At 67.9% G+C, this 24,431-nt stretch carries 20 protein-coding genes, 1 tRNA gene and 3 pseudogenes; 10 read left to right on the top strand and 14 right to left on the bottom strand.

What is annotated here, in order from left to right; all coding sequences use genetic code 11:
* Positions 1-372 precede the first annotated feature (372 nt).
* Positions 373-1,842: a hypothetical protein gene (locus WA944_RS09930; protein WP_526646844.1), complete on the top strand. Its 1,470-nt coding sequence runs from the start codon at positions 373-375 to the stop codon at positions 1,840-1,842.
* 51 nt (positions 1,843-1,893) lie between these two features.
* On the opposite strand, the gene WA944_RS09925 is transcribed toward WA944_RS09930, so the two are convergent.
* The 5 genes from WA944_RS09925 to pgm form a co-directional block, all read right to left on the bottom strand.
* Positions 1,894-3,789: a metallophosphoesterase family protein gene (locus tag WA944_RS09925; protein ID WP_526371289.1), complete on the bottom strand. Its 1,896-nt coding sequence runs from the start codon at positions 3,787-3,789 to the stop codon at positions 1,894-1,896.
* Between the two features lie 169 nt (positions 3,790-3,958).
* Entirely contained in the window at positions 3,959-4,216 is a 258-nt protein-coding gene (locus WA944_RS09920) for a DUF3297 family protein (RefSeq protein ID WP_163889098.1), read from the bottom strand.
* A 26-nt stretch (positions 4,217-4,242) separates the two neighbouring features.
* A tRNA-Ala gene (locus WA944_RS09915) sits at positions 4,243-4,318 on the bottom strand.
* Between the two features lie 56 nt (positions 4,319-4,374).
* Positions 4,375-5,643, bottom strand: coding sequence for an MFS transporter (locus WA944_RS09910; RefSeq protein ID WP_526371291.1), 1,269 nt, complete (start codon positions 5,641-5,643; stop codon positions 4,375-4,377).
* Positions 5,644-5,656: 13 nt separating this feature from the next.
* Positions 5,657-7,300 carry a phosphoglucomutase (alpha-D-glucose-1,6-bisphosphate-dependent) gene (pgm, locus tag WA944_RS09905; RefSeq protein ID WP_526371293.1) on the bottom strand — a complete coding sequence of 548 codons (1,644 nt, stop codon included), beginning with the start codon at positions 7,298-7,300 and terminating at the stop codon, positions 5,657-5,659.
* Positions 7,301-7,372: 72 nt separating this feature from the next.
* On the opposite strand from pgm, the gene crcB (WA944_RS09900) reads away from it, so the two are divergent.
* The 6 genes and pseudogenes from crcB (WA944_RS09900) to WA944_RS09875 all read left to right on the top strand — a co-directional run.
* Complete coding sequence (gene crcB, locus WA944_RS09900; RefSeq protein ID WP_526371295.1) at positions 7,373-7,768, top strand: fluoride efflux transporter CrcB; 396 nt, start codon at positions 7,373-7,375, stop codon at positions 7,766-7,768.
* On the top strand, positions 7,765-8,139 hold the full coding sequence (gene crcB, locus WA944_RS09895; protein ID WP_526371297.1) for a fluoride efflux transporter CrcB: 375 nt from the start codon (positions 7,765-7,767) through the stop codon (positions 8,137-8,139). The genes crcB (WA944_RS09900) and crcB (WA944_RS09895) overlap by 4 nt, the downstream gene beginning before the upstream one ends.
* A gap of 2 nt (positions 8,140-8,141) precedes the next feature.
* Positions 8,142-9,227, top strand: a complete 1,086-nt coding sequence (locus WA944_RS09890; RefSeq protein ID WP_526646841.1) for a DUF190 domain-containing protein — start codon at positions 8,142-8,144, stop codon at positions 9,225-9,227.
* Positions 9,224-9,544, top strand: coding sequence for an acyl carrier protein (locus tag WA944_RS09885; RefSeq protein WP_526371311.1), 321 nt, complete (start codon positions 9,224-9,226; stop codon positions 9,542-9,544). Before WA944_RS09890 ends, WA944_RS09885 begins: the two co-directional genes overlap by 4 nt.
* Positions 9,541-11,131, top strand: a pseudogene (gene mbtM, locus WA944_RS09880) (long-chain-fatty acid--ACP ligase MbtM). The gene WA944_RS09885 and the pseudogene mbtM overlap by 4 nt, the downstream one beginning before the upstream one ends.
* Positions 11,128-11,693 (top strand): annotated as a pseudogene (locus tag WA944_RS09875) (acyl-CoA dehydrogenase family protein); the annotation flags it as partial. The pseudogenes mbtM and WA944_RS09875, both read left to right, overlap by 4 nt.
* 205 nt (positions 11,694-11,898) lie before the next feature.
* Here WA944_RS09875 and WA944_RS09870 read toward each other — a convergent pair.
* Both WA944_RS09870 and WA944_RS09865 read right to left on the bottom strand, forming a co-directional pair.
* Positions 11,899-12,531: a GNAT family N-acetyltransferase gene (locus WA944_RS09870; RefSeq protein ID WP_526371301.1), complete on the bottom strand. Its 633-nt coding sequence runs from the start codon at positions 12,529-12,531 to the stop codon at positions 11,899-11,901.
* A gap of 54 nt (positions 12,532-12,585) precedes the next feature.
* Positions 12,586-13,011 carry a hypothetical protein gene (locus WA944_RS09865; RefSeq protein WP_526371303.1) on the bottom strand — a complete coding sequence of 142 codons (426 nt, stop codon included), beginning with the start codon at positions 13,009-13,011 and terminating at the stop codon, positions 12,586-12,588.
* A gap of 31 nt (positions 13,012-13,042) precedes the next feature.
* Between WA944_RS09865 and WA944_RS09860 the strand changes: the two genes are divergently transcribed.
* On the top strand, positions 13,043-13,237 hold the full coding sequence (locus tag WA944_RS09860; protein WP_526371305.1) for a hypothetical protein: 195 nt from the start codon (positions 13,043-13,045) through the stop codon (positions 13,235-13,237).
* A gap of 8 nt (positions 13,238-13,245) precedes the next feature.
* Here WA944_RS09860 and WA944_RS09855 read toward each other — a convergent pair whose 3' ends face one another.
* Positions 13,246-14,199, bottom strand: a complete 954-nt coding sequence (locus WA944_RS09855) for a DUF808 domain-containing protein (protein WP_526371307.1) — start codon at positions 14,197-14,199, stop codon at positions 13,246-13,248.
* 140 nt (positions 14,200-14,339) lie between these two features.
* Between WA944_RS09855 and WA944_RS09850 the strand changes: the two genes are divergently transcribed.
* Positions 14,340-15,026 carry an HAD family hydrolase gene (locus WA944_RS09850; RefSeq protein ID WP_526371309.1) on the top strand — a complete coding sequence of 229 codons (687 nt, stop codon included), beginning with the start codon at positions 14,340-14,342 and terminating at the stop codon, positions 15,024-15,026.
* A gap of 72 nt (positions 15,027-15,098) precedes the next feature.
* On the opposite strand, the gene WA944_RS09845 is transcribed toward WA944_RS09850, so the two are convergent.
* Both WA944_RS09845 and WA944_RS09840 read right to left on the bottom strand, forming a co-directional pair.
* Positions 15,099-16,088: a TAXI family TRAP transporter solute-binding subunit gene (locus WA944_RS09845; RefSeq protein ID WP_526371313.1), complete on the bottom strand. Its 990-nt coding sequence runs from the start codon at positions 16,086-16,088 to the stop codon at positions 15,099-15,101.
* Between the two features lie 5 nt (positions 16,089-16,093).
* Positions 16,094-17,935 (bottom strand): annotated as a pseudogene (locus tag WA944_RS09840) (TRAP transporter permease).
* Between the two features lie 299 nt (positions 17,936-18,234).
* Between WA944_RS09840 and trhA the strand changes: the two are divergent.
* Complete coding sequence (gene trhA, locus WA944_RS09835; protein ID WP_526372546.1) at positions 18,235-18,909, top strand: PAQR family membrane homeostasis protein TrhA; 675 nt, start codon at positions 18,235-18,237, stop codon at positions 18,907-18,909.
* Here the strand turns inward: trhA and WA944_RS09830 are convergent.
* Genes WA944_RS09830 through WA944_RS09815 form a run of 4 tightly spaced genes read right to left on the bottom strand, consistent with a single transcriptional unit; the run spans position 18,906 to position 24,199 of the window.
* Positions 18,906-19,601 carry a proteasome protein gene (locus WA944_RS09830; RefSeq protein WP_526372544.1) on the bottom strand — a complete coding sequence of 232 codons (696 nt, stop codon included), beginning with the start codon at positions 19,599-19,601 and terminating at the stop codon, positions 18,906-18,908. The genes trhA and WA944_RS09830 overlap by 4 nt on opposite strands.
* Positions 19,598-19,906 carry an STAS domain-containing protein gene (locus WA944_RS09825; protein WP_526372543.1) on the bottom strand — a complete coding sequence of 103 codons (309 nt, stop codon included), beginning with the start codon at positions 19,904-19,906 and terminating at the stop codon, positions 19,598-19,600. Before WA944_RS09825 ends, WA944_RS09830 begins: the two co-directional genes overlap by 4 nt.
* A complete protein-coding gene (locus WA944_RS09820) occupies positions 19,906-24,063 on the bottom strand; it encodes a SpoIIE family protein phosphatase (RefSeq protein ID WP_526646839.1) in 4,158 nt (1,385 codons plus the stop codon). The genes WA944_RS09825 and WA944_RS09820 overlap by 1 nt, the downstream gene beginning before the upstream one ends.
* Positions 24,056-24,199, bottom strand: a complete 144-nt coding sequence (locus WA944_RS09815) for a hypothetical protein (protein ID WP_526372541.1) — start codon at positions 24,197-24,199, stop codon at positions 24,056-24,058. Before WA944_RS09815 ends, WA944_RS09820 begins: the two co-directional genes overlap by 8 nt.
* Positions 24,200-24,431: the final 232 nt, after the last annotated feature.

The following is a 24,431-nucleotide window of genomic DNA, read 5'->3' as shown; positions in this document are numbered from 1 at the left end:
ATGCACACACACCGGCGCGGGGCTGCGGTCCAGCAACCGGCGGTAATCCGCTTCGGCGCTGCGCTGATCGTGGCCGGGCGTCATCGATCCGGCGCCCCGCATCGTGTCTTCACCACAATCCATTTCGGCACATGCTCCCCCGTCAACGGCATGCGACCCCACGCCCCCTGATCCGCTGCTGCGGTGTCAGGCTAACAAGTGGCAGACGCTGAAGCAGCGGGGCTGCCACAGGGCCGAGGGAGCGGCCGACGGAGTGAAACAAGGTTAGGCAGGCTGGATAGGTAGCTCTTGTAGATGAGGTAAGCCTCGGCTAACCTCCCGTCTGGCCCGTAGTGGCTATCCGTCCCGTGGTGACTATTCAGGAGTTCCGGCGTGCAATTAGCCCTTCGTGCCGACTCGGACCGCAGTTTCTGGTCTGCGCCGTCGCCATCCAATCCCCGCGACAAGAGATTGCTGCTGGCCGGTGTCGCGATCGCGGGCGCCTCGGTCATCGCCATCAACCCGGTGGCGCCCACCCTGCCTGCCGTGCAGGATCGCGCCGTTGAGCTCTCGGCGTGGATCGACCCGATCGGCGTGGTGGGAGACACGATCACCACCACCGTCGAGAACGTCGGCACCCGAGGCAACGAAGTCTTCAGCGAAGGCCTGCCCGCGGCGTGGGAGATCATCTCCAACTCGTCGCTGTACACCGAGATCGCCGAAGCGGTCTTCAACCCGTTCCCCGGGTTGGAGCAGTTCTTCACCAACCTGCCGACCTACGCCGCCACCATCGGCGCAGGCCTCGAGGAAGCGAACGCGGGCCTGACCGACCATTTCGCCGAGCTGTCGGTTGCGTTGGAAGAGGCGTGGGACTTCGCGCTGCAAGGTCAGTTCACCCAGGCGTTCGCGAAGGTAGTGAGCTGGGGCATCTTGGGTCTGGGCTATTCGGCGTGGCCGCTGGCGCCCGCCTTCGAGATCCCCGGCCAGATCGCCCGCGACTTCGGCGCGCCGACCGTCGGGGTGGTCCTGGACGCGCTGTTCGTCGGCGACACCACGACGACCGGCTACGCGTACTCGCTGCTCGGCCCGCCGCTCACCGCGATGTACCAGCTGACCGACATCATGAACGTCATCTCCGGGTCGCTGTACGAGGGCGACTTGGTCACCGCGGTCAGCGAGGTGATCAACGCCCCGGCCAAGGTGCTCAACGCGTTCCTCAACGGCTACCAGGCCAGCATCTCCCCCGAATGGGAAACATTCCCGGGCCTGTTCACCGAAGGTGGCCCGATCGATGCCTTCTTCGTCCAACTTCCCAAGACGATCGCGGCGGCACTCGCTGCTGCGTCGGAGGAGGAGGACTCGGAGACCGAGACGACCGATGAGGGCACCGACGTCTCATCGGCCGAACTCGTCGCCGACTCCGACCTGGTGACGCTGAACGTCAGCGCCGAAACCGCCGCGGAGGGCACCGCCGAGGCCGATGCCACGGAGGGCGAACCGACCGAGTCGGCCGGCGACGAGGTGCCGATGGCCACCGACGAGGAAACGACCGAGGAGACCTCCGAGGAAGAGACCGAGGAGGCTACCGAAGAGGAGACCGACACGGTGACGGAGACGGACGAAAGCACCGAAGAGGGTGCCGACGCCGACGATGCCACCGAGGACGAGGCCGACGACGACAGCGCGACCGACTCGACCGACGCCGACACCGATGCGGATGCCGATAGGAGCGAGAAGAAGCGGGACGGCGGCAAGTCCGACGACAGCAAGTCGGACAGCAAGTCGGACAGCAAGTCGGACTCCAAGTCGGACAGCAAGTCCGACAGCAAGTCCGACACCAGCAAGTCGGGCAGCGACGACTAACCAGGATCGATCAAACGCGCGGCCCCCTCGCCGAGGCGAGGGGGCCGTTCGTCACTGGCGGCGCAGGCTGAATTCGTCGAACTTGACCGCCCCGTTCTGCGTTTCCCGCATGTCCACATACCAGCTCGTCACTGTGCCGGTGCCGGTGTCGAGCGCCTGGAATACCACCATGTTGTTGTCGGCGATGAACGGCAACGCCCTGCCGCCGGCGCTTCGAAGCGGCGCGATGGTGGGCACCACCGGTTCGAGACCGCCGGGATTGCCCTGCGCGAGGTAGTTTTCGGCATTCCAGGGCTCGGGCGGAATTTCGCGGCTCTCACCCGAGAGGGCGTGGAAGGCACCGTAGCTGTTGCCGGTGTTGGACGCCTCCAGATAGTTGACCCCGTTCGCGGAGGTGAACCTGTTCCACAGGTGGCTGTGTCCGCTGTACACCAGGTTGACCCCGGCCTGCTCGAAGAGCGGCTGCACGTCGCGCAACAGGATGTCCTCCGCCGCCGGGTACTCGTAGCGGGCGCCGCCGGGCGCCCTTCTGTCGCCCGGCTCTTCGATGCGTTCGGGGTGGGTGAATGGGGGTGTCGCGTTGTCGCCGAGGCCCTGCGGACCTTCGTGCATCATCACCACCGTGTACTTGGCGTCGCGGAATGCCGCCGAATTCAGTTCCCGGACCAGCCAGTCATGCTGCAGCGAGCCGACGGCGAGGTCTTCGAAGACGAACTCGCCGTAGCCCTGGGCCAGGGGGACGGCCAGGTCGGCTGGAGCCTCCTGGTAGCGGCTGGTGGCGGTGCGGGCGCTCGGGTCGGGGCCGGCTTCGGTGGAGCGCCAGGTGCGGGTCGCGAACAGGGAGACCAGACGCACGTCCCCGACGGTGGTGGCGTAGTACCGCTCGCCTCCGGTGTTCGACGTCGGAAGCGAGAAGATCTCCTCATAGGTGGCGGTCGAGAACGAATTGTCAGCAATCCATTGGGCTTTGACCAACGGATCGTCCGTGGGGTTGACGACATCGGAGACCTTGCCGTACTCGGCTTCGGCCACGGCACGGGGCACTGGGTTGTTGAAGGAATCGTCGAGAGAGGTGTGTGCTGACCTGCGGCCCTGCACCTCGTGGTTGCCGATAGCCGGGTAGATGGGGGCGTGCTGGATCACCTCACCGCCGCGGTAGACCTTGCCGTCGGTGGCCTCGCGCCCACCGTTGCCCTGCAGTGCAGGGAAAAAGGCCGACCCACGACGATCGTCGAACCACTCCGACGCGCGATCAGGAGTGTTCACCAGGTCACCAGGCAAGAGGACGGCGTCGATTCGACCGAGCTCCGCGGTGATCGTCGCGGTCGCCAACTCGAGGTTGGCCGGCGTATTGACCTTCGCCTGGTGATCCGATGTCAGCATGATCACCGCCGGCTCACCGGACCTGAGCGCTCCGCGGAGACTGAAGGTGCCCGATCCGATCAGGTCGTCGCCCCGGGTGCTGACGACGCGGTACGGATGGCGGCCGGGCCCCGGGACGGCGACGATGGCGTGGTGCCGGAAGACTTCCCGCGCAGCGATGCCGGAGGAGGGCTTCTCATCGGCGGGCAGTTCCGACGCGCCGTCCTCGGCAACCCGCGACAGCCGGAGGGATTCCGCCGGAGACACCGTGACCCCGGCTACGTCACCTCCTGTGACCGCGTCCCGCAACTCGGCTTCCGTCATCGCACCGACACGGTCCCCGACGAGGACGTGATGTGTATCGCCGGCAAATCCGGTGAACCATGCCACTTCGACGGAGTCCTCGGCCGGTTGTTGCAGGAAGGGGTCGGTGAGCAACTCCAGCGACCCGACCGGCTCTGCCGATGCCGGTGTCGGTTCCGGCTCGCTGTCACACCCTCCGATGAAGCCCGCTACCGATGCGGTCACGATGACGGCACGGGCAACGTGTGACAGCGACGAGGGGTGCGGGCGCACGAGACTCATCTTCCCTGCTAGTGACGCGTCCCGCCGCATGGAAACCCGACTACCAGAGGATTGTCACCCGCAGTACACCGGAAAGCCGCTTGGGAAGAAGGCCACGCCGAGGCGCTGGAAACCCTCGAGCGGCTGATCGCTCCGTCCGCTGCTAGCAACGGATACGGTGCGTCGCGCGCTATTCTTCGGGGCGAAAATAGGGTTCGACCGTGCCGCTGAGCTTGACGACCATAGGATTTCCGCGACGATCCTTGGCGGTGGGAACCTCAACACGCACCCAACCCTCAGCCACGTTGTATTCGACAACATTGGTTTTCTCGACGCCGTTGAAGCGAATACCCACGTCCCGGCTGAGCACCTCTTCGTCATAGCCAGGGCTTCTCGGATCAATGGAGAGGTGATTGGGTGGAACGTCGGAGATCTGGTCCTCGGACATGATGGCTTTCGTTGAATGCTGTTCCCTGGTGGAGCTAAGGGGATTCGAACCCCTGACCCCCACACTGCCAGTGTGGTGCGCTACCAACTGCGCCATAGCCCCTAGATGTTGTGCTCATCGAAGTTACACCACCCGCGGTGGCCGTTCAAAATCGCAGGTCACGGTACTTCCCCGCCGGCTTCGGGGCCCAGCGGACGGACCTGCGTGTGCTCGGCGTCAGTCCGCGGCCGGGTTTCCGGGGCGAAGATCCAGCCCACCGCCGCGATGCCGAGGATCAGCCCGCTGACCAGGAAAGCCCACCCGAAGGAGGTGTACTGGGCGATTAGGCCCACCAGCAGCGATCCGCCGATCGAACCGAAATCCGCCATCATCTGGAAGGTGGCGACCGCCGACCCGCCCCGCGACTTGTTGCCCAGCACGTCGGCGACGGCGGCCTGCTGCGGTGAGATGAAGATGCCGGTCGCCGCACCGGCGATGACGGCAGCGACCAGGAACACCGGCAGCGAGGTGGTGAAGCCCACCAGCGCAGTCGACACTGCGGCCAGCGCCAACCCGAAGATCAACAGCTTGCGGCGCCCCAGGCGGTCCGACAGATATCCACTGGGGATGACCACCGAGATGTTTCCCACCGCGAAGGCAGTCAACGCAAGACCGGCCGCGCCCGGCCCACCGCCGAGCACCTCCACCACGAACAACGGCACCAACGCAATCCGCAGACCGAATGACGCCCACCCGGTGGCGAAGTTGGAGAACAGCGCCGCCCGATAGGCCCGGTGCCGGAACACCGTGCGGAACGGCACCGGCGGAGCCACCTCTTCGTCCGCTTGGGCGACAACGGCGGAATTGCGCAGGCTGACAAAAACGACGGTCGCGGCGACCAACAGCGCAGCGCCGTAGATCAGGAACGGTGCCGACAGCCCGAACCCGACGGTCAGGCTCCCCAGGATCGGCCCGCCCACCGAGCCGAACATGAACCCCGACGAGAACAGCCCGGCGACGCGGCCCCGCGCATCGGGCGGGGAGATCCGGATCATCAACCCCAGCGACGACACCGTGAACATCGCCGACCCGACTCCGCCCAGGGAGCGGAAGAACAGGAGTTGCCAGTATGTTTCGGCGAAAGCGCACGCCGCGGTCGACAGGGCGACGATGACGAGTCCGCTGATGTAGACCTTCCGCTCCCCCAGGCGCTGGACCATCCAGCCCGCCGGCGGCGCGCCGACCAGTCGCATGACGGCGAAGGCGGTGATGACGAAGGTCGCGAGGCTGATGCTGACTCCGAAGTGACGTGCGTACTGCGGCAGCACCGGCGCGACGACGCCGTAGCCGAGCGCCACGACAACGTTGGCGAATACCAGGACCCAGACTTCACGGGGAAGTCGGCGTTTGGTCTTGTCCTGACACTCGCCCTCCGGGCGCGAACTCAAGCCTTGACCTTGTTCACGAAATGACCTTGTTGACCACCTCGCGCGCGGCGTCCTGCACCTCGGCGAGATGCTCGGGCCCGCGGAACGATTCGGCGTAGATCTTGTACACGTCCTCGGTTCCCGACGGCCGCGCGGCGAACCACGCGTTCTCGGTCGTCACCTTGAGCCCGCCCAAGGGGGCGCCGTTGCCGGGCGCCGCCGTCAGCTTGGCGGTGATCGGTTCCCCCGCCAGCTCGGTGGCGGTGACCTGCTCGGCCGACAGCTTGGCCAGCCGTGCCTTCTGCTCACGATCGGCCGGAGCGTCGACCCGGGCATACGTGGGGGCGCCGTACTTCTCGGCTAGCGTGGCGTACCGCTGCGACGGCGTCGAACCGGTCACGGCAAGCATCTCCGCTGCCAACAGCGCCAGGATGATGCCGTCCTTGTCGGTGGTCCACACCGACCCGTCGCGGCGCAGGAAGGATGCTCCGGCACTCTCCTCGCCACCGAAGCCGATGGTGCCGCCGAGCAGGCCGTCGACGAACCACTTGAACCCGACCGGCACCTCCACCAGGTCGCGGCCCAGACCGGCCACCACCCGGTCGATGATCGATGAGCTGACCGCCGTCTTGCCGACCGCGATCGAGGCGGGCCAGTCCGGACGGTTGGAGTACAGGTAGTCGATCGCCACTGCGAGGTAGTGGTTCGGGTTCATCAGACCGCAGTCGGGGGTGACGATGCCGTGCCGGTCGGAGTCGGCGTCGTTGCCGGTGGCGATCTGATAGGAGTCAGCGCCGCCGACCACTTTTTGAACAAGAGACGCCATGGCGTTGGGCGAACTGCAGTCCATCCGGATCTTGCCGTCGGTGTCCAGCGTCATGAACCGCCACGTGGCGTCGACGAGCGGGTTGACGACCGTCAGCTCCAGGTTGTGCCGCTCGGCAATGGCCCCCCAGTAGTCGACGCTGGCTCCGCCGAGCGGATCGGCACCGATGCGGATGCCCTGCGCGCTGATCGCGTGCATGTCCACGACGTTGGACAGATCGGCCACGTAGGCGTCGAGGTAGTCGTGGCGCTGGGCGGTGCCCAGCGCCCTGGCCAACGGCACCCGCTTGACCGCTTTGAGGCCGTCGCGCAGGATCTCGTTGGCGCGCTTGGCGATGACGCCGGTGGCGTCGCTGTCGGCCGGCCCGCCGTTGGGAGGGTTGTACTTGAAGCCGCCGTCACGGGGCGGGTTGTGCGACGGCGTGACGACGATGCCATCAGCCAGACCGGTGTCGCGGCCCCGGTTGAACGCCAGGATCGCATGGCTGACCGCCGGTGTCGGGGTGTAGCGGTCTGCCGAATCCACCATCGCGACAACGTCGTTGGCGGCCAGCACCTCCAGCGCAGAAACCCACGCCGGCTCCGACAGTGCGTGGGTGTCACGCCCGATGAACAACGGACCCGTGGTGCCCTGCGCGGCTCGGTACTCGACGATGGCCTGGGTGGTGGCCAGGATGTGCGCCTCGTTGAACGCTGCGTCCAGACTGGATCCACGGTGTCCCGAGGTGCCGAACGCCACCTGCTGATCGACGTCGTCCGGGTCGGGGTCGACGGTGTAGTACGCCGTCACCACCGCAGCCACATCGATGAGGTCCTCGGGTTGCGCCAACTGGCCGGCACGCGGATTCGCCATGGTCTTGATTGTGCTACGTCTGCCTCGGGTAAAGAACACTGGAGCACGACCGAGCAGGCATACTTCTCGGACATGGCCTACGACCGGCGGGAACTCTCCGCGGTGTTCGTCGGCGGCGCCTTGGGCGCGTTCTCCCGTGCCGCGTTCGAGACGTTGGCGGCCCCGGACCCCGGACGATGGCCGTGGCCGACGTTCGTCGTCAACATCGTCGGCGCGTTCCTACTCGGCTACTTCACCACGCGACTGTTGGAGCGGCTGCCGCTGTCCAGCTACCGGCGCCCCCTGTTGGGCACCGGGTTGTGCGGTGGCCTGACGACCTTCTCGACGATGCAGGTGGAGACCATTTCGATGATCGAGCACGGTCACTATGCGTTGGCGGTCGGCTACACCGCCGGAAGCATCTCGGCCGGCCTGGTCGCGGTGTATCTCGCGACGATGCTGGTTCGACGGGTTCGGGTGCTGCGGTGAACGTCCTGGTCTGGAGCGGCGTGCTGGTCCTCGGGGGCCTCGGCGCGGTGGCACGTTTCCTGGTGGACCGCAGCGTGGCGCGCCGCACCGCGGGCTCGTTCCCGTTCGGCACCCTGGTGGTAAACCTCAGCGGCGCGCTGGTGCTCGGCTTCCTCACCGGTCTGGCGCTGCCCCATCAGGTCGCCCTGCTGGCCGGAACCGCTCTGATCGGCTCCTACACCACGTTCTCGACCTGGATGCTGGAGACGCAACGCCTCGGCGAGGAACGTCAGGCCAGGCACGCGGCGGCCAACATCTTCGTCAGCGTCTCCCTGGGCCTGATGGCGGCGGCCGCCGGAATGTGGCTGGGGATGGCTGTGAACGGGAACTGATCGTGAACGAGAACTGTCTGAAACTGACGACGTACTTCGGCGAGCGCCGGCGCACCGACGGGCGCTTTCTCGCCGAGGCGCTGCTCGACCTGTACGACCGTGAGCGCGTGGCCACCAGCATCATGCTGCGCGGCTCAGCCGGTTTCGGGCCGCGTCATCTACTGCGCACGGACAGTTCCCTGAGCCTGTCCGAAGACCCGCCGGTGGCCGTGGCGGCCGTCGACACCGACGTCAAGATCTCGGGCCTGGTCGATGCGGTCGTCGGTCTCACGCCGCGTGGGCTCGTGACGGTGCAACGAGCGCGCCTGATCGGCGGCGAACACGAGGGTCGCGGCGTCACGATGCCCTCGGCACTCCACGATGGCGTCAAACTGACGATCTACGTCGGTCGACAGGAACGCGTGCAGCGTCGGGCGGCCTACCTCGCCGTCTGCGACCTGCTGTTCCGGCACGGACTCCATGGAGCGTCCACCTTCCTGGGGGTGGACGGCACCGCCTACGGCGACCGCCACCGCGCCGGCTTTTTCGGCCGAAACGTCGACGTACCGGTGATGATCATCGCAGTGGGCAGCGCGGACAGCGTCGGCGGCGCAGTATCTGAACTCGACGGCCTGTTGAGCCGGCCGCTGATGACGATCGAACGCGTTCGAGTGTGCAAGCGCGATGGCAGTCTCTTGTCCCGGCCGGACCATCTGCCCGGCACCGACGGCCAAGGCCGGGCCTTGCACCAGAAGCTGATGGTGTACACCTCGGAGGACTCGCTCTACGACGGGGTACCCGTCCATCGCGCGCTGATCCGACGGTTGCGTGCAACCCAGGGCGCCAGTGGCGCAACAGCATTGCGCGGCATATGGGGCTTCCACGGAGGTGACCCGCCCCATGGGGACCGGTTCCTGCAACTCGGCCGGCGCGTGCCGGTGACGACGATCGTGGTGGACAACCCGGCCAGCATTTCTCGAAGTTTCGAGGTCGTCGACGAGATGACGCAGCAGCACGGCTTGGTGACCAGTGAGATGGTGCCGGCGCGAGCCTCGATCGACGAGAACAGTCCACCAGGCACCATCGAGCTGGCCAGCTACGACTACTGAGAGCCAGGCGGGGTAAGCGTAGCCTACCTTTACTTCGGGGTGTAACGTCCCACCGCATGGAAACGTCAACCCCGGAAGCCGTCAGCGCGGCCCTCGAGGAGATCCTGCGCGACGACCTGAATGTCGACACCGGTCGGGTGACCCGGGAGTCGCGGCTGATCGACGACGTCGGCCTGGATTCGGTGGCATTCGCGGTCGGCATGGTGGCCATCGAAGACAAGATCGGCGTGGCGTTGTCCGAAGAGGATCTGCTGACCTGCGATACGGTCGGCGACCTCGAGGAGGCAATCCTGGCGAAGGTGCCGGCCGGCCGGTGAGCGCGCTCGCGACCGCACTGTCGCAGGCGATGACGACATCCACGAACAATCTCGTGGTGCTCGACCGCGCCAGCGGACAGTGGACTCCGCACCCGTGGCAGGAGGCCCACGCCCGGGCCGAGAACATCGCCGACCGGATCCTCGACGGACCCGCCGGCGCCGTCGGCCTCGTCGGTGAGCCCAACGTGGAGTTCGTCGCGGCAATCCAGGGTGCATGGCTGGCCGGCCGTTCGCTGTCGGTGCTTCCCGGCCCATCCGTGGCGCCGATGCCCAACAGTGGGCCCGCACCACTGCCGAGAGATTCGACGGCATCGGGGTCACCCAGGTGTTCAGTCTCCATCCGCACCTGGACCCCCTGCGCGCCAACGGGACCCGCCTGACCGTCCACGACGTCGTCGCCGTCGGCCACCAGCAGCACTCCCCGACTTTCGGGCAGCAGGCGACGCCCGAGGGCACCCCGGCGGTCCTGCAGGGCACCGCAGGTTCCACCGGAACTCCGCGAACCGCCGTGCTGTCGCCCGAGGCGGTCATGGACAACGTCATCGGACTGCGCACGCACACCGGGGTGTCCGCCGGTCGCGACGTCGGGTGTACCTGGTTGCCGCTGTACCACGACATGGGTTTGACGTTCCTGCTCACCGGCGCCATCAGCGGCGCCGAGATGTGGTTGGCACCCACGGCGGCCTTCGCCGCCTCCCCGTTCCGATGGCTCAGCTGGCTGTCGCAGAGCCGCGCAACCGTCACCGCTGCACCCAATTTCGCGTACTCGGTACTCGGCAAGTACGCCCGGCGGGTGCCCGACGTCGACGTCGGCAGCCTGCGATTCGTCATCAACGGTGGCGAACCCATCGACTGTGCGGGGTTGGAGCTGTTCCTGACCGAGATGGCCCGCTTCGGCCTCGATCCGCACGCCGCCGCGCCCTCCTACGGACTGGCCGAATCCACCTGCGCCGTCACCTCCCCCCCGTCCGGGGACGGGGCGGGAAGTCGACGAGATCCTGGATCCGGCAACCGATTCGGTCAGCCGGCACGCTGTCCTGGGCACCGCCATCCCCGGGATGGAGTTGCGAATCACCCCGACCGAGCACTCCCAGGGCGGTGCCGAGATCGGTGAGGTCGAGATCCGGGGCACCTCGATGATGTCGGGCTATCTCGGATGTCGGGCTATCTCGGCCAGCCGCCGCTGGTGCCCGGCGAGTGGTTCCCCACCGGGGACCTGGGCTATCTGACCGACGCCGGGTTGGTGGTGTGCGGACGGATCAAGGAACTGATCACCGTGGCGGGACGCAACCTGTTTCCCAGCGAGATCGAACGCGTCGCCGCCAGGTGCGCGGCGTCCGTGAGGGCGCCGTCGTCGCAGTGGGCACCGAAGGCGACTCGGCGCGCCAGGGGTTGGTCATCGCCGCAGAGTTCCGCGGACCCGACGAGGCCGGTGCGCGAGCCGATCTGGTGCAGCGGGTCGCGTCTCAGTGCGGCGTGGTACCTGCAGAGGTGGTGTTCCTCACGCCCGGGTCGCTACCACGCACGTCATCGGGCAAGCTCCGCCGGCTCGAAGTCAGCCAGAATTTGCATGCGGTGCGCGCATGACCGCGTCGATCGGTGCCGGCATCGATGACTACCGCGAGCTGCTCGACGACGTCTTCGACGAGAGGATCGTCACGTGGACTGCAGAGGCCGAGGCCTCAGAGCGCTTCCCCCGCAAGCTGATCGAGCATCTGGGCAGCAGCGGGGTGTTCGTGGCAAGTGGGGGCCCGCCGGTGATCAGCACCCCGACGTCGCCAAGCTGAACGAACTGGCCTTCCGGCTCGGCCGTCTCGGCTCCGCCGGCATCGGCGTCGGGGTCAGCTTGCACGATTCGGCGATCGCGATCCTGCGCCGGTTCGGCAGATCCGATCACCTCAAGACCATCTGCGAGCAGGCCGTCGACGGCGAGACCGTGCTCTGCATCGGAGCCTCCGAGGAGTCGGGGGGTTCGGACCTGCAGATCGTCGAGACCGAAGTCCGCTCCGCCCGTGACGGTTTCGAGGTCCGTGGGATCAAGAAATTTGTCTCGCTGTCGCCGATCGCCGACCACATCATGGTAGTCGCCCGGGGTGTGGACGGTGACCCCGCCAGCAGGCACGGAAACGTCCTGGTGATCGCGGTGCCGACGACGTGCTGGCCCGGGTGGGCGGCGGCACCGACGAGGTGCTGTGGGAGTTGGTGGCCGCGGCGATGAAACCCGACTTCGACGGTTACGCCGAGACGATCGGCTCGCAGACCTTCGCCGCGGAATAGCATTCCTGGCTGTGATTTCGGACTCGACCGCAACCAGGAATACTATTCCGCGGGAAACGCGACGGGCGAAGGGGCGGCTACCGCGTGGCCGGGATGTCGTCGGGGGTTCGGGGCAGCGCGTAGAGCGCCATCCTCCGGTTGGCCATGTCGTGCTCACCGAGAAACGCGCGCTTGGCGAATTCGCACACCCGGCGCGCGCTGGTGTTGCGATGGTCCGGGTCGAACATCACACGACGACAGCGGGGTTCGATCTCGAACAGGCTGGCCACCAGCTTGGGGAACAACAACGGCACCAGGCCGCGGTTCACCAGCTTGAGGTCGGCGACCGCCGCGTGCAGGCCCAGGTCGTGCGGGTCGGCGTGGTAGCGGGTGGCGATGGAATCCTTTGCTGCCCGATAGATCTCGATGTAGGCCACCTCCCGGCCCCGGAAACTGCCGATGAACGGCCGCGAGTACTCGCCGTCGACCTGGGCCTGCGAGTAGCGCCGCCAGCGCTGTGGCGGCCAGGGATACTCCCAGGCTTCGACCAGGTGCGGACGATTCATCCACTCCGACACCAACTCCGCGTCGGAGACGGGATCGGCAACCCGCAACCCGTACGGTTCGTCGACCGGCGGTGTCGGCGGCGCCGGCACCATCCGCACGTGGTCCGGTACCGAGGTGAGCTCGCGCGGCAGGACAGGTTTGAGGGCCTCGTCGATGTCGGTCATTTGACCGAGCAGCCTACCGGACAAGATTAGGGCAGGATTACCTTCATCCCCCGGTCACCGCGTCAGCAACAGCACACCCGCGGTGACGAGTGCGGCGACCTTGACCACCTCCAGGCCCACGTACCACAGGTGGGCGTGCGACCGCGGTCCCTGGTCCCCGGCCAGCACGGCATCAGAGCGCCTGCTCAGCGCCGGCCGCACGGCGATCAATTGAACGAACAGCGCCGCCCCTGCGGTCACCGCCGCGACGACAGTGCCGGGGGCCGGGGGTTCCACCAGAAACGCGACAGCGATCGCGGCCGCCAGCACCAGTTCGCATCCGTTGAGCGCGCGAAATACCAGTCGCCCGATCCCGAGACCGATCTGCAGCGTCACGTTGGGGGCCCGGAACTTCAGCGGGGCTTCGAGAAACGAGATCGCCAGGACCATCCCCAGCCAGATCAGCACGGCCGCGGAGGCCACAGCGGAGGCAGGGTGCACGGACGCGATCCTACGGTGACATCGTGGAGCGGTGGACGTCGATCGGGTCGCCGAACTACAGCGCTGGGAGGATGCCGGAGCCCTCTGGCGGGTGCTCTCCCGAACCTCGGGCACGCTGACGGTGATGCTGCTGACCTGTGACGGCGGCGAGGAGATGGGCCGGTTCACCACCGACGACCCGCGGTTGCTCGGATATGTGGGCGACCGCGACGGCAGCGACGAGTAGCTGCGCGGTTACGCGTCGGCCTCGGCGGCGTGCTTGTCTTTGCGACCGAACGGCAGCACATGCATGACCGCCACGACCAGCAGGCCGACAACAAGCCCGATGACCGCCGATGCCGCCGTGTTGACCATCCAGGCCAGCGCACCACCGACGCCCGCGACGTCGTGGACGTATCCCTCGAGGTGGTGCACCAGTCCGTAGGGCGAGTGCCACCCGAGTTCATCGGTCCCGACGAGCAGGATGTGCCCGCCGACCCACAGCATCGCCACCGTCCCGATCACCGACAGCGCGGCCAGCAGTTTGGGCATGCCCGCGACCAGCCCGCGGCCGATCTTCTTGGCGAAACCGGAGGACTGCTGGGTGAGCCGCAGCCCGATGTCGTCCATCTTCACGATGCCGCCGACGACGCCGTACACCACCAGCGTGATCACCACGGCGACCACGAGCAGGATGATCAGGCGCGGCACAAACGACTGGTCCGCCACCTCGTTGAGGGCGATCACCATGATCTCGGCCGACAGGATGAAGTCGGTGCGGATCGCGCCGGTGACCATGAGGCGCTCGGCATCCGGCCCGACGGTGGCGACGGGCGCGCCGTGCGCGTCATGGCCGCGGATCTTGCCCCAGACTTTCTCGGCGCCCTCGTAGCAGAGATAGGTGGCCCCGAGCATCAGGATCGGGGTGAGCAGCCAAGGCACGAACTGGCTGAGCAGCAACGCCGCAGGCAGGATGAAGACGATCTTGTTGCGCAGCGAACCGATCGCGATGCGCTTGACGATCGGCAGCTCACGTTCGGCGGCGAGTCCGTGGACGTACTGCGGTGTGACGGCGGTGTCGTCGATGACGACTCCGGCGGCCTTCGCCGTCGCACGCCCGGCGGCCGCGCCGATATCGTCCACCGAGGCCGCGGCCAGCCGCGCCAACACCGCGACATCATCGAGGAGCGCGAACAACCCTGCGCTCACGGAGTCACCGTGATCGGTTCTGCGGTCATGGCATCGGAGATTACCCGCAGCACGCCGGCGCGGGCGCGCGGGAGTTCCGGCGTTTCGACCCCCTACCGCTCGGGTACCTGCCGGGGACCCGATCAGCGATAGGACGACTCATGCCCACCTCGACACCGGCCGTGCTGTTCGACGTGGACGGCACCCTCGTCGATTCGAACTACCTGCACGTCTGGGCGTGGCTGCGCGCGTTCGACGCCGAAGGGCTCTCTGTCGACGCGTGGCGCATCCACCGCTGCATCGGCATGGACGGCACCACGCTGGTGCGCACGCTCTCCGGCGATGCCGGCCAGGGAGTGCTCGACCGCCTCAAGAAGGGGCACAGCGAGTTCTACGAACAGAGCGCACCCCTGTTGGCCCCTCTTCCCGGCGCCAGAGACCTGCTGCGTGCGGTGGCCGACCGAGGACTTCAGGTGGTGCTGGCCACCTCGGCGCCGGAGGACGAGCTGGCCATGCTGCGCAAGGTGCTCGATTGTGACGACGTCGTCGCCGCGGTGACGTCGTCGCAGGATGTGGAGACCGCCAAACCCAAGCCCGACATCGTCCAGGTGGCGCTGGACCGCGCCTCGGTGAGCGCCGACAACGCGGTGTTCGTCGGCGATGCGGTATGGGACTGCGAAGCGGCCGCCCGGGTGAGGGTTCCGTCGATCGGTCTGCTCAGCGGCGGAACGTCGCGCGCGGAGTTGCTCGAGGCCGGCGCCTCGGCGGTTTTCGAGGATGCGGGCGACCTGCTGTGCCAGCTGGACGCAACCGGGATCGGCGCGCTGTCCGGCAAACCCACCGGGTGAGCCCGGTCGCTCCAAGGACTTTCGGCATTCCACGTACAGGCTTTCCCCGCGAGGTCTGGCAGATCCGCTGACCTACCTCGGGGCGTTCAGCTCGTCGAGAGCGGTGTCGCGGGCGCTGTCGAGATCGATTCCCCGGGCCGCGCCCACCACCTGCGCCAGCTCAGGCTGCCGCTCGAAGAGCGTCCTGGTCAGCACGCAGGCCAGGTTGGCGTCGTCGACGTCATCGCGCACCAGCAGCATGTTGGGCACGACGATGGTCTCGACGTCCCCCGGCAGCCCGTAGGCAGCGGCCGGGATGACGCCCTCCTCGTAGGCAGTACTCACCTCCTGCATCGCGGCCAGTTGCGGCGTGATGTCGAGGAAGACGACGTCGTCGCGGGCCGAGGTCATCAGGTCGGTGATCCCCGGTGTCGGCAGGCCACCGGACCAGAACAGCGCGTCGATGGAACCGTCCTTCATCCCGTCGACCGTCTTGGTGAGGTCCAGCCGTTGCGCCGCGACGTCGGATTGCGGGTCCAGGCCCGCGGTTTCGAGCAACCGGTTGGCGATGACCTCGGTGCCGGAACCGGGTGAACCGGTGGACACGCGTTTGCCCCGCATGTCGGCGACGGAGGTGATGTTGCTGTCCGCCCTGGCGATCACCTGAGTGTAGTTGGGGTATATCCGCGAAAGCTCCTGTACGGGTTGCTGTTCGCCTTCAAAGCCGCCCTTTCCCTCGACCGCGTCGGCAGCGGTGTCCGCCAGCGAGAACGCCACCTGGTAGCTGCCCCGGACCAGTTGCTGGATGTTCTGCACCGAGGCCCCGGTCTCGGCGGCTGTCGCCTTCACGGTCCCGTCGGTGGCGGCCGAGACCTGTTCGGCGTAGCCGTTTCCGAGCGAAAAGTAGACGCCGGTGGCATTGCCGGTGGCGATGCTCACCCGGGTGTCGGCGCCCACCTCGCGGGTGACCTCACCGCCTGTGTCGGTGGAGGGTGCGTCCTGCGTGCCACCGCATCCGGTCGCCGCGCCCGCCGTCAGCGCTAGCGTGGTGAACACCGCAGAAATCCGGGTCCCACACAACATGTCCGTCATCCTCTCGTCCAGCGTCTCTTGTCGGTGATCATGGTCAGCGCGACTGCACCGAGCAGACACGCCAGTCCCACCGCGATGGTGGCGGGATCGAGGAACAGCAGAAGCACGGCCGCGACCGCGGTCAGGATCCGGGCCGGTGGCCGCATCGCCCCGACACCGAGCACCCAGCCACCGGCCGCGAACGACAACGCCACGATGCCCGCGAACGCGGCCGCGGAAGCCCACACCACACCGATGACCGGTCCCCGTCCCAGCAGGTACTCCCCCGGTTCGGTCACCACGAACGCGATCGGAACCAGGAATGCGGGTGCGGCGTAGCGCAGCGTCTGCCACATCGTCGGGATGGCCCGGCCACCGGTGACGGCGGACGCGCCGACGGCCGCCAGCGCCGTCGGCGGGGTGACCTCCGAGAGCACCGGGTAGTAGAAGACGAACATCGCGGCCTCGGGGGCGGGCACGTCGAGGGCGGGCACGTCGAGGGCGAGCAATGCCGGGCCGATGATCATCCAGCCGATGAACGAACGACGCCGTCACCGGGATCGCCAAACCGAGCATGGCCAACGCGATCGCGGCGAACACCGCGGTCAACGCCAGCATGAGCGTGCGGTTGTCGGTGATCGCGTCGACGCCGCCGACCAGCACCGAGGAGAACTGGGCGCCCAGGCCGGTCTTCGTCGTCATCGCCGTGATCACCCCGGCGGCGGCGCACACCGCGACCACCGGCAACACACCTCGGACACCGGCGCTGAGCGCCTCGAACAACCTGCGGGGTGTCAGCGCGCTCGGCCGGTCGAGGAAGGACAGCAGGACGGCCAGGATCGTGGCGTACACGTCGGGATCATCGCCCAGCCGAGCACGGTCAGATACGGGACCTCGAGGTGCTCGGCGACGATGAACGCCGCCGCCCCAAGGTGGGCGGCGACAGCAGCGCGCCGACACCCGCCGCCGCCAGTACCCCGCCCGCGCGCTCGGGGGTGTAGCCCGCCTGACGCATGATCGGCCACGTGACCGCGCCGACGCTGACGGCCGTCGCGGTGCCCGAGCCGGAGACCGTGCCCAGCAGGAAGCCGGAGGCGACGGTGGTGCGGCCGGCGGCGCTGCGCGAGCGCCGGAAGGCAGCCACCGAGAGGTTCACGAAGAACCGGGCGCCCCCGGAGAGGTCCAGCACCGCGCCGTAGATGGTGAACAGCACGATGTAGGTGGCGGCCACGTCGAGCGGGGTCCCGAAGATGCCGCTGCCCGAGTTGTACAGCGCGTCGATGATCTGGTCGAAGTCCAGGCCGGCGTGGGCGATCGTCCAGCTCTGGGGCAGCAGGCCGCCGTAGTAGCCGTAGCCGAGGAACAGGGCGCACACCACCGGCAAGCGCCCACCCGGTGGTGCGCCGGCACGCCTCCAGGACGAATACCAGCAGCAGCGCTCCCATCGCCACGTCGACCGGTTCGAGGAGCCCCTGCCGATCCAGGAACGCGTTGTAGCCGCCACCTCCGGAGGCGATGGGGATGGCGAGCACCGGGTAGAGGCAGACCCCCAGGGTGACGGTGGCCAGCACCCAGTCGAGCGCACCGGGCCGGTCTTCCGGGTCGAACCCGCGCAACCCGGACCGGTAGACCAGGTAGACCAGCGGAAGCGACCCGGCCAGGAACACGATCAGGTAGAACTGGCTGCCCTGCGACAGCGGTCGGAAGACCTGCCCGATGGTGAGCACCGCAACAGCGAAGGCGGCGACGGCGACCAGCCGGTCGGTCCAGCCGTGCAGGATGCGCCCGGGCTTCTCCTGGTCGTCGACCTGCGGGACCGCGGGGGTGCCCGACGGGGTGGAGGGCGCGGCTTCGGTGATCGCCGTAGGCGGGCCGCCGGGGTCCGGCGCGCTCGGGTGCACGAATGGAACCGTAGGCCGCGGGCGGAGATTTGCGGGCTGGTTTGCCGGCTTGTCTCCGTGGCGTTACCGGAAAGCCGCACCTGTGCCTCTATGCTGGTCCTCGGCATCGACAATGGAGGCGTTCTGAGTATCCGTTCATCGTTGATGGTTGTCGCGTGACGTACCGGCCGGCCGATGCGACGACGCCGGTGTGGGCGCTCAGCCACGCTGACGACGCCGCCATCACCGGACCGGTCGAGACGGTCGTCGACGACGACATGCCTCAGGTCGTCGCCGACACCATCACCGATCTGCTGGACACCCCCCGTGCCCGAGGCTGGATCCACTTCTATTCGGCCGCCACCGCGATCGTGGCGGGGCTTGCACTGGTGCCCGTGGCATGGATCACCGTGTCCCCCAAGGCCGGCTGGGCCACCCTGATCTACGCCGTCGGCATCGTGGCGATGTTCGGTATCAGCGCGGCCTACCACCGGGTGCAGTGGCGCTCCGCGGCGGCGATGAAATGGATGATGCGGATCGACCATTCGGTGATCTTCGTGTTCATCGCCGCCAGCTACACCCCCTTCGCGGTGCTGGCGATGCCACCGCACACCGGCGCCGAAGCGCTGACGTTGGTGTGGACCGGCGCGGCTGCCGGCGTCGTGCTCAAGATTGGCTGGCCCTCGGCCCCGCGCTGGGTGGGATTGCCGCTCTACCTGCTGCTCGGCTATTCCGCGATCTGGTTCGCCGGAACCCTGGTCGACGGTGCAGGCTGGGGTGTGGTCGCGCTGCTGGTACTGGGCGGCGTGCTGTACAACATCGGCGCCGTCTTCTACGGCCTGCGCTGGCCCAATCCGTGGCCGCGAACGTTCGGTCACCACGAGCTATTCCATGCGTTCACCGCGGCAGCGGCCCTGTGCCACTACTTCGCGGCCTGGGGCCTGATCGTCTAGTCGAAAAGCTGATCAAGCGCTCGGTGTTCGAGTTCGACCCATCGACCGACCTGTCGCCGCACGTCCTCGACCTCGGAGGGGCTGAGATGGTCGGCTCCGTCGGGGGTGATCCGGCAGATGTCCATCGGGCCGCCCACACTGGGTGAGGACGCGTCCAGTGCGTCGAGTACGCGCAGCGCGACGACCACCCCGTAATCGATGTCCCGCTCGCTCATGTTGAAATGCGCGAGCAGTGCGTGGGCCTGCTGGGCCATCGGGGCGCCGCTGCCGACTGCCTGGAATCCGGTCTCCTCGTGGTGACCGATCAGCCCGTTCGGATCGAGGTCGATGATGAACGGCACGTCCCCGGAATAGCCGGCGGCCAGCAGATAGGTGGCCGGCGTGCCCGCGGTTTCCTGCCCCGGCACCGTGGCGATGAAGTTCTCGTAGTGGTACTTGAACACGGGCACCGCCCTGGACTGAAGGGCGTGCCCGATGTTCTTGGCCTCGATGACTGCATCGGCTTCGTCGTTGAAGATCTGTTCGATGTCGTAGAGCACCGCCCGCGACCCGCTGCCGCCCCACGCCGCGTGCTCACCCAAGGAGTGCAGCTTCTGCGCGGGATAGGAAAGACCCCTGCCCGGATCGGTGATCTGCGAATCCGACGCCATCACGATCCCGTTGGCGCAGCGGACGGCCAGGACGACGGTCACGACGACGCCGGCTTCACGGTCGCCACCTCGGTGAGCCCACTGATGGTCAGGACCGGCAGCAGGATCGGGTTGACGACGATGTAGATGCCGTCGGCGTGGTCGAACAGCACCCCGATGGCACCGCTGTCCAGGTAGTCGACACCGCTGAGATCAACACCGAGCTGACGCTGCGGCCCGGCCCTGCGCGCCTCGGCCACGGCTGCGGAGAACTCTGCCACATTGCTCAGGTCGACTTCACCGATCGCTCTGACCACCAGCGAGCCGTCGTCACTGCTGTCGGTGGTCAGGCTCAGCGGTGTGACCATCACACAATCCTCGCGTGCATGTGAACGGTGGTGCCGCCGACATCCGGTTCGATCGTGACATCATGCATCAACCCCTTCATCAGTGCGATGCCCCGGCCGCGGTGCAAAGCGGCCACCGGGGTTTTCCACGAGCCGCTGTCGACAACGGTGACGTGCAACCGGTCCGCCACCGCGGTGGCGCGCAGGGTCACCGTGCCCCGGTCGAGGTGACGGTGGCCGTGCTCGATGGCGTTGGCGAGCGCCTCGCCGGTGGCGATCAGCACGTCGAGCGTCTGCTCGGCGTTGACACCTGCCCGGGTCAGCCACCCGCGCAGGGCGGCACGGCTGCCTGCCAGTTCGCCGACGTCGGCAGCGAGGTCGAGTTCCAGAGGTGCCGGCTGGCGGTACAGCAGCAGGGCCACGTCGTCCTGGTACCCACCACCGGGCGCCAGGCGCGCCATGACCAGTTTCGCCAGGTCATCGAGAGTGGCGGCGTCCGCGTGTTCCATCACTTCGGCTGCCCTCGCGATGCCGTCATCGATCCCCTCGCGCCGTCGCTCGACCAGGCCGTCGGTGTAGAGCAGCAACGTGGCCCGCGGAGGCATCGTCATCGGGGCTTCCGGCCGGTCCCGGTCAGCCAGTCCCAGCGGGGTGGCGGTCGCGCCGTCGAGCAGCACGGGGTCGTGGTCGGGCTGGACCAGGATCGGCGGCGGATGGCCGGCGCTGGAATACACCAGCTCCCCCGTGTCGGGGCGGAGCACCGCGCAGAAGGCCGTGGTGCACCGCGCTCCGGGCAGCCGTCTGGCGAACCGGTCCACGGCCGACAGTGTCGCCGCCGGGGTCGGGTTCTCCAGCAGAAGCGCGCGGAAGGCGCTGCGGAGTTGACCCATCACCGTCGCGGCTGCCAGACCGTGGCCCACGCAGTCTCCGACGATCAGGCCGATCCGGCCGTCGTCCAGATCGATCACGTCATACCAGTCGCCGCCGACCTGGAGCGGGCGCGTCGCGGGCTGGTAGCGCACCGCGAACCCGCCGGGCACCGCCGGCCCGAGGATCGCGTGCTGCAGGGCCAGGGCCGTCTCCCGCTGCTGGTCGACCTGATGCACCCGCTGCAGGCCCTGGCCGAGGCGCCCGGCGAGCACGGTGAGCAGAGTGTGGTCCTCGGCGGTGAAGGGCCGTGGCTCTCTGAGCTCCAGATACACGACCAGCACCCCCTGGGGGTGCTGTAGCGCGATACCCGTCGCACCCGGAACCCTGCTTTCGGGCACCAGCAGCTCACCGGCGCACAACGCGGTGATCGCCTGCCGGGTGCCTGAGGGCAGCGCTTCCCAGCCGGCCGACTCTGCGCCGGCGCAGCCGAGCTGGGGGACGGGTGCGCCGGGGACGGCGTGGGTGGGAAACACCGCGACCTGCACCCTCTCGGCGTCCCACACGCCGAGGAATGCCTCGGCCGCCCCCCACACCGCGTCGTCGACGGTGGCGGCCTCAACGAGCCGCTCGTTGAGTGCGGCCAGCGCGGTCTCGCGCTGCACGGCGTACCTCTCGGCGGTGACGTCGCGCATGGTCCCAACCATGACACGGCGGCCGGTGTCGGGGTCGGCGGCGTGGCTGAAGTTCGCGCTGACCCAGCGGCGATGACCGTCACGGTGGGTGACGGGGATCTCCGGCAGATTTCCGTTCGGTTGCTCGAGCAGCAGGTCCAGCGCTTCCACTGCCTGCCGATGGGCGGCGGAATCGCTGTCTGACGAAGGCCACCACGGAAAGGGCGGTTCGTAGGGCAGTCCGTCGGAGCCGAAACCGAGTATCTCGGTGAACGCCGCGTTGATCTCGATGACGGCGCCGTGCTCGTCGCAGACGAAGAAGCCCTCCTGCAGCGAATCGACCAGTGCAGCCCGCCAACCTGATTGGTGATTGCGCAGCCGCGCGAGCTCGACGTTGGCGCGCACCCGGGCGAGCAGTTCCGCCGCGGCGAACGGTTTGACGAGGTAGTCGTCGGCGCCGGCCTGCAGACCGCCGATGGAGGCCTCCTGCCCGGCCCGCGCGGACAGCAACAGCACCGGCACGGCGGAGGTGCGGCTGTCGGCGCGCAGGGCGGCGACCAACTCCAGGCCGTCCAGCCGCGGCATCATCACATCGCTGATCACGATGTCGGGCAGACTGACGCGGATCGCATCCAACGCCTGCCTGCCGTCACCGACGGCTTCGACCGCATATCCGTCTCCGCGGAGCAGCCGAGCCAGATAGTCACGCATGTCGGTGTTGTCGTCGGCGATCAGCACCCGCACCGCAGGCTCGTCGGCACCTGCTGCCTGAGATGCCATCGTCGGGGGCGTGTTTTCAGCCGTGACCCCGCCGCCGGGGCCGTCGGGCATCCAGCGCAGCGCCTCCTGCACATACGTCTCGGCGGTGGTGTCGGCCGTGCGCACCGCCCGGGTCGAGACGACCGCATCCGGGGGCAGGTGCGCGGCGCCGAACGGCAGCCGGACGGTGAACGTGGTGCCCACCCCCTCGGCGCTGTCGGCCTCGATGGTGCCGCCGTGCAGGGCCACCAGTTCGTCGACCAGCGCCAGCCCGATGCCACTTCCCTCGTTGGACCGGGCCCGCACGTTCTCGATGCGGTGGAACCGCTCGAAGAGCCGGGGTATCTCCGCGGCGGGCACGCCGATCCCGGTGTCGGCGAACGTGATCACCGCCTGGTCCGCCTCGCATCGCACCCCGATCGAGATTGCGCCCTCGAAGGTGAACTTCAGCGCGTTGGACAGAAGGTTGAACACCACCTTCTCCCACATGTCGCGGTCCAGGTACACCGGTTCGTCCAGTGACGGGCAGTCCACCGCCAACGTCAGCCCGGCCCGGTCCACGGCGGAGCGGAACACGCCGGCCAGTTCGGCGGTGGTGGCGGCGACGTCGACGGGCTCGTAGCGCGCCTGCGTGCGCCCCGCTTCGATACGAGAGAACTCGAGCAGCGTGTTGACGAGCTTGGTGAGACGAAGTCCGTTGCGCCACACCACATCGAGTTCCTGGCGGGTCCGGTCGCTGACATCGTCGGCCTGCCGCAGTTCGGCTACCGGGTCGAGGATCAGCGTCAGCGGAGTGCGGAACTCGTGGCTGATGTTGGAGAAGAACGCCGTCTTGGCCCGGTCCAGCTCGGCGAGTTCGTCGGCCCGCCGCTGTTGAACCCGGTAACTGCGCGCCAGACCGAGGCCGGCCGCGATGTGACCGGCGACCAGGGTGACGAAGCCGCGGTAGGCGTCGTCGAGGGGGCGGTACCGGTTCAGCGCGGCCACCAGGAATCCGCTGGGGGAGCCGCCCTGCTGCAGCAGCGGCACCACCAGTGCCTGCATCGGCGCATCGGGCCAGTCCCCCGCAGGCACCTCGGCGTACTCCGGCGCATCGAGGTCCACCAGCACGGACTCCCCACGCGCCAGGGCCTGCATCGGCCACACCGCGTCACCGGCCGCGGACTGGGTCCGCGGCGCGGCCGGATGCCCGTGGGCGATCCCGGTGGCACCGGCAAGGACCGCGTCGCCGACGTCGTCGAACAGGTAGGTCAGCGTGAAGGGCAGGTCCCGCAGGTTCTGGCTCAGCTGGCGGTCGGCGAAGCTGAGGATCTCGCTCTCGTTGCGCACGACGCTCGGGTCGGACCCCAGGTCCCGCAGCGTGGCCATCCGCCGTTCCCCGATCACCTGCTGGGTGTCTTCGCTGACCACGCAGAGCATGCCGACGACATGATCGTGGTCGTCTCGCAGCGGGCTGTAGGAGAAGGTGTGATAGGTCTCTTCGGGATATCCTGCGCGCTGCAGGAACAGCAGCAGGGACGTGTCCCAGGTGGCTTCTCCGGTGGAGAGCACCTGATCGATGCGCGGGCCGATGTCCTTCCATATCTCCGCCCACACGTCCCGGGCGGGACGGCCGAGCGCCCAGGGGTACTTCTGGCCCAGGGTGTCGCGGCGGTATGCGTCGTTGCAGAAGAACGTCAGGTCGGGGCCCCACGCCATCCACATCGGAAACCTGGAGGAGAGCAGGATGCTCACAGCCGTCTGCAGACTCTGCGGCCAGCCCTGGGTCGGACCGAGCGCAGTGGCGGCCCAGTCGACCCGCGCGTGGTCGCGGCCGACGTCGCCGCCCGCAGCGAACAGCGCAGACGAGGAGGCGCTTTCCGCATCCACGTCAGCCACCGCCGATCGCGGCGTCGACCGACGGGTAGGGCCGCAGCGAGGACTGGAATGCGTCGACGGTCATCGAATCGATGTGGCCACCGGCAGACACCACCACCGCCGCATCAGAAACCTCCTGCCGTACGTCCAATCCCACGTGCGCATCCTCTTGTCACCGTCACTCGCGGCGGGTTACCCGATCAGTGTCCTGCACACACCCCTTCATTCCTCGGTGTCCACGCCGCCACCGCGGCCGGGAATCCGCTCGTGAGCGGTGAGCAGCAGGTGGTCGAACTGCCCGCGGAGAACCTGCGGATCGAAGCTGAGGGTCCCGAGTTCGGCGACGATCTGTGTCGCCAACAGGCGCAGCTTGGTGTTCGAATGCTGCG

The organism is Mycobacterium sp. (genome assembly GCF_049683355.1).
Lineage (GTDB): Bacteria > Actinomycetota > Actinomycetes > Mycobacteriales > Mycobacteriaceae > Mycobacterium.
Note: the sequence above shows the minus strand (reverse complement) of the source record. Positions and strands in the feature narration are given on the sequence as shown.

Coding starts and splice junctions, on each gene's coding strand:
- pgm (WP_526371293.1), bottom strand. CDS start 7,300: ATGGCGAATCCGCGTGCCGGCCAGTTGGCGCAACCCGAGGACCTCATC.
- crcB (WP_526371295.1), top strand. CDS start 7,373: ATGGCCTACGACCGGCGGGAACTCTCCGCGGTGTTCGTCGGCGGCGCC.
- trhA (WP_526372546.1), top strand. CDS start 18,235: ATGCCTCAGGTCGTCGCCGACACCATCACCGATCTGCTGGACACCCCC.
- WA944_RS09925 (WP_526371289.1), bottom strand. CDS start 3,789: ATGAGTCTCGTGCGCCCGCACCCCTCGTCGCTGTCACACGTTGCCCGT.
- WA944_RS09850 (WP_526371309.1), top strand. CDS start 14,340: ATGCCCACCTCGACACCGGCCGTGCTGTTCGACGTGGACGGCACCCTC.
- WA944_RS09870 (WP_526371301.1), bottom strand. CDS start 12,531: ATGACCGACATCGACGAGGCCCTCAAACCTGTCCTGCCGCGCGAGCTC.
- WA944_RS09845 (WP_526371313.1), bottom strand. CDS start 16,088: ATGTTGTGTGGGACCCGGATTTCTGCGGTGTTCACCACGCTAGCGCTG.
- WA944_RS09920 (WP_163889098.1), bottom strand. CDS start 4,216: ATGTCCGAGGACCAGATCTCCGACGTTCCACCCAATCACCTCTCCATT.
- WA944_RS09825 (WP_526372543.1), bottom strand. CDS start 19,906: ATGGTCACACCGCTGAGCCTGACCACCGACAGCAGTGACGACGGCTCG.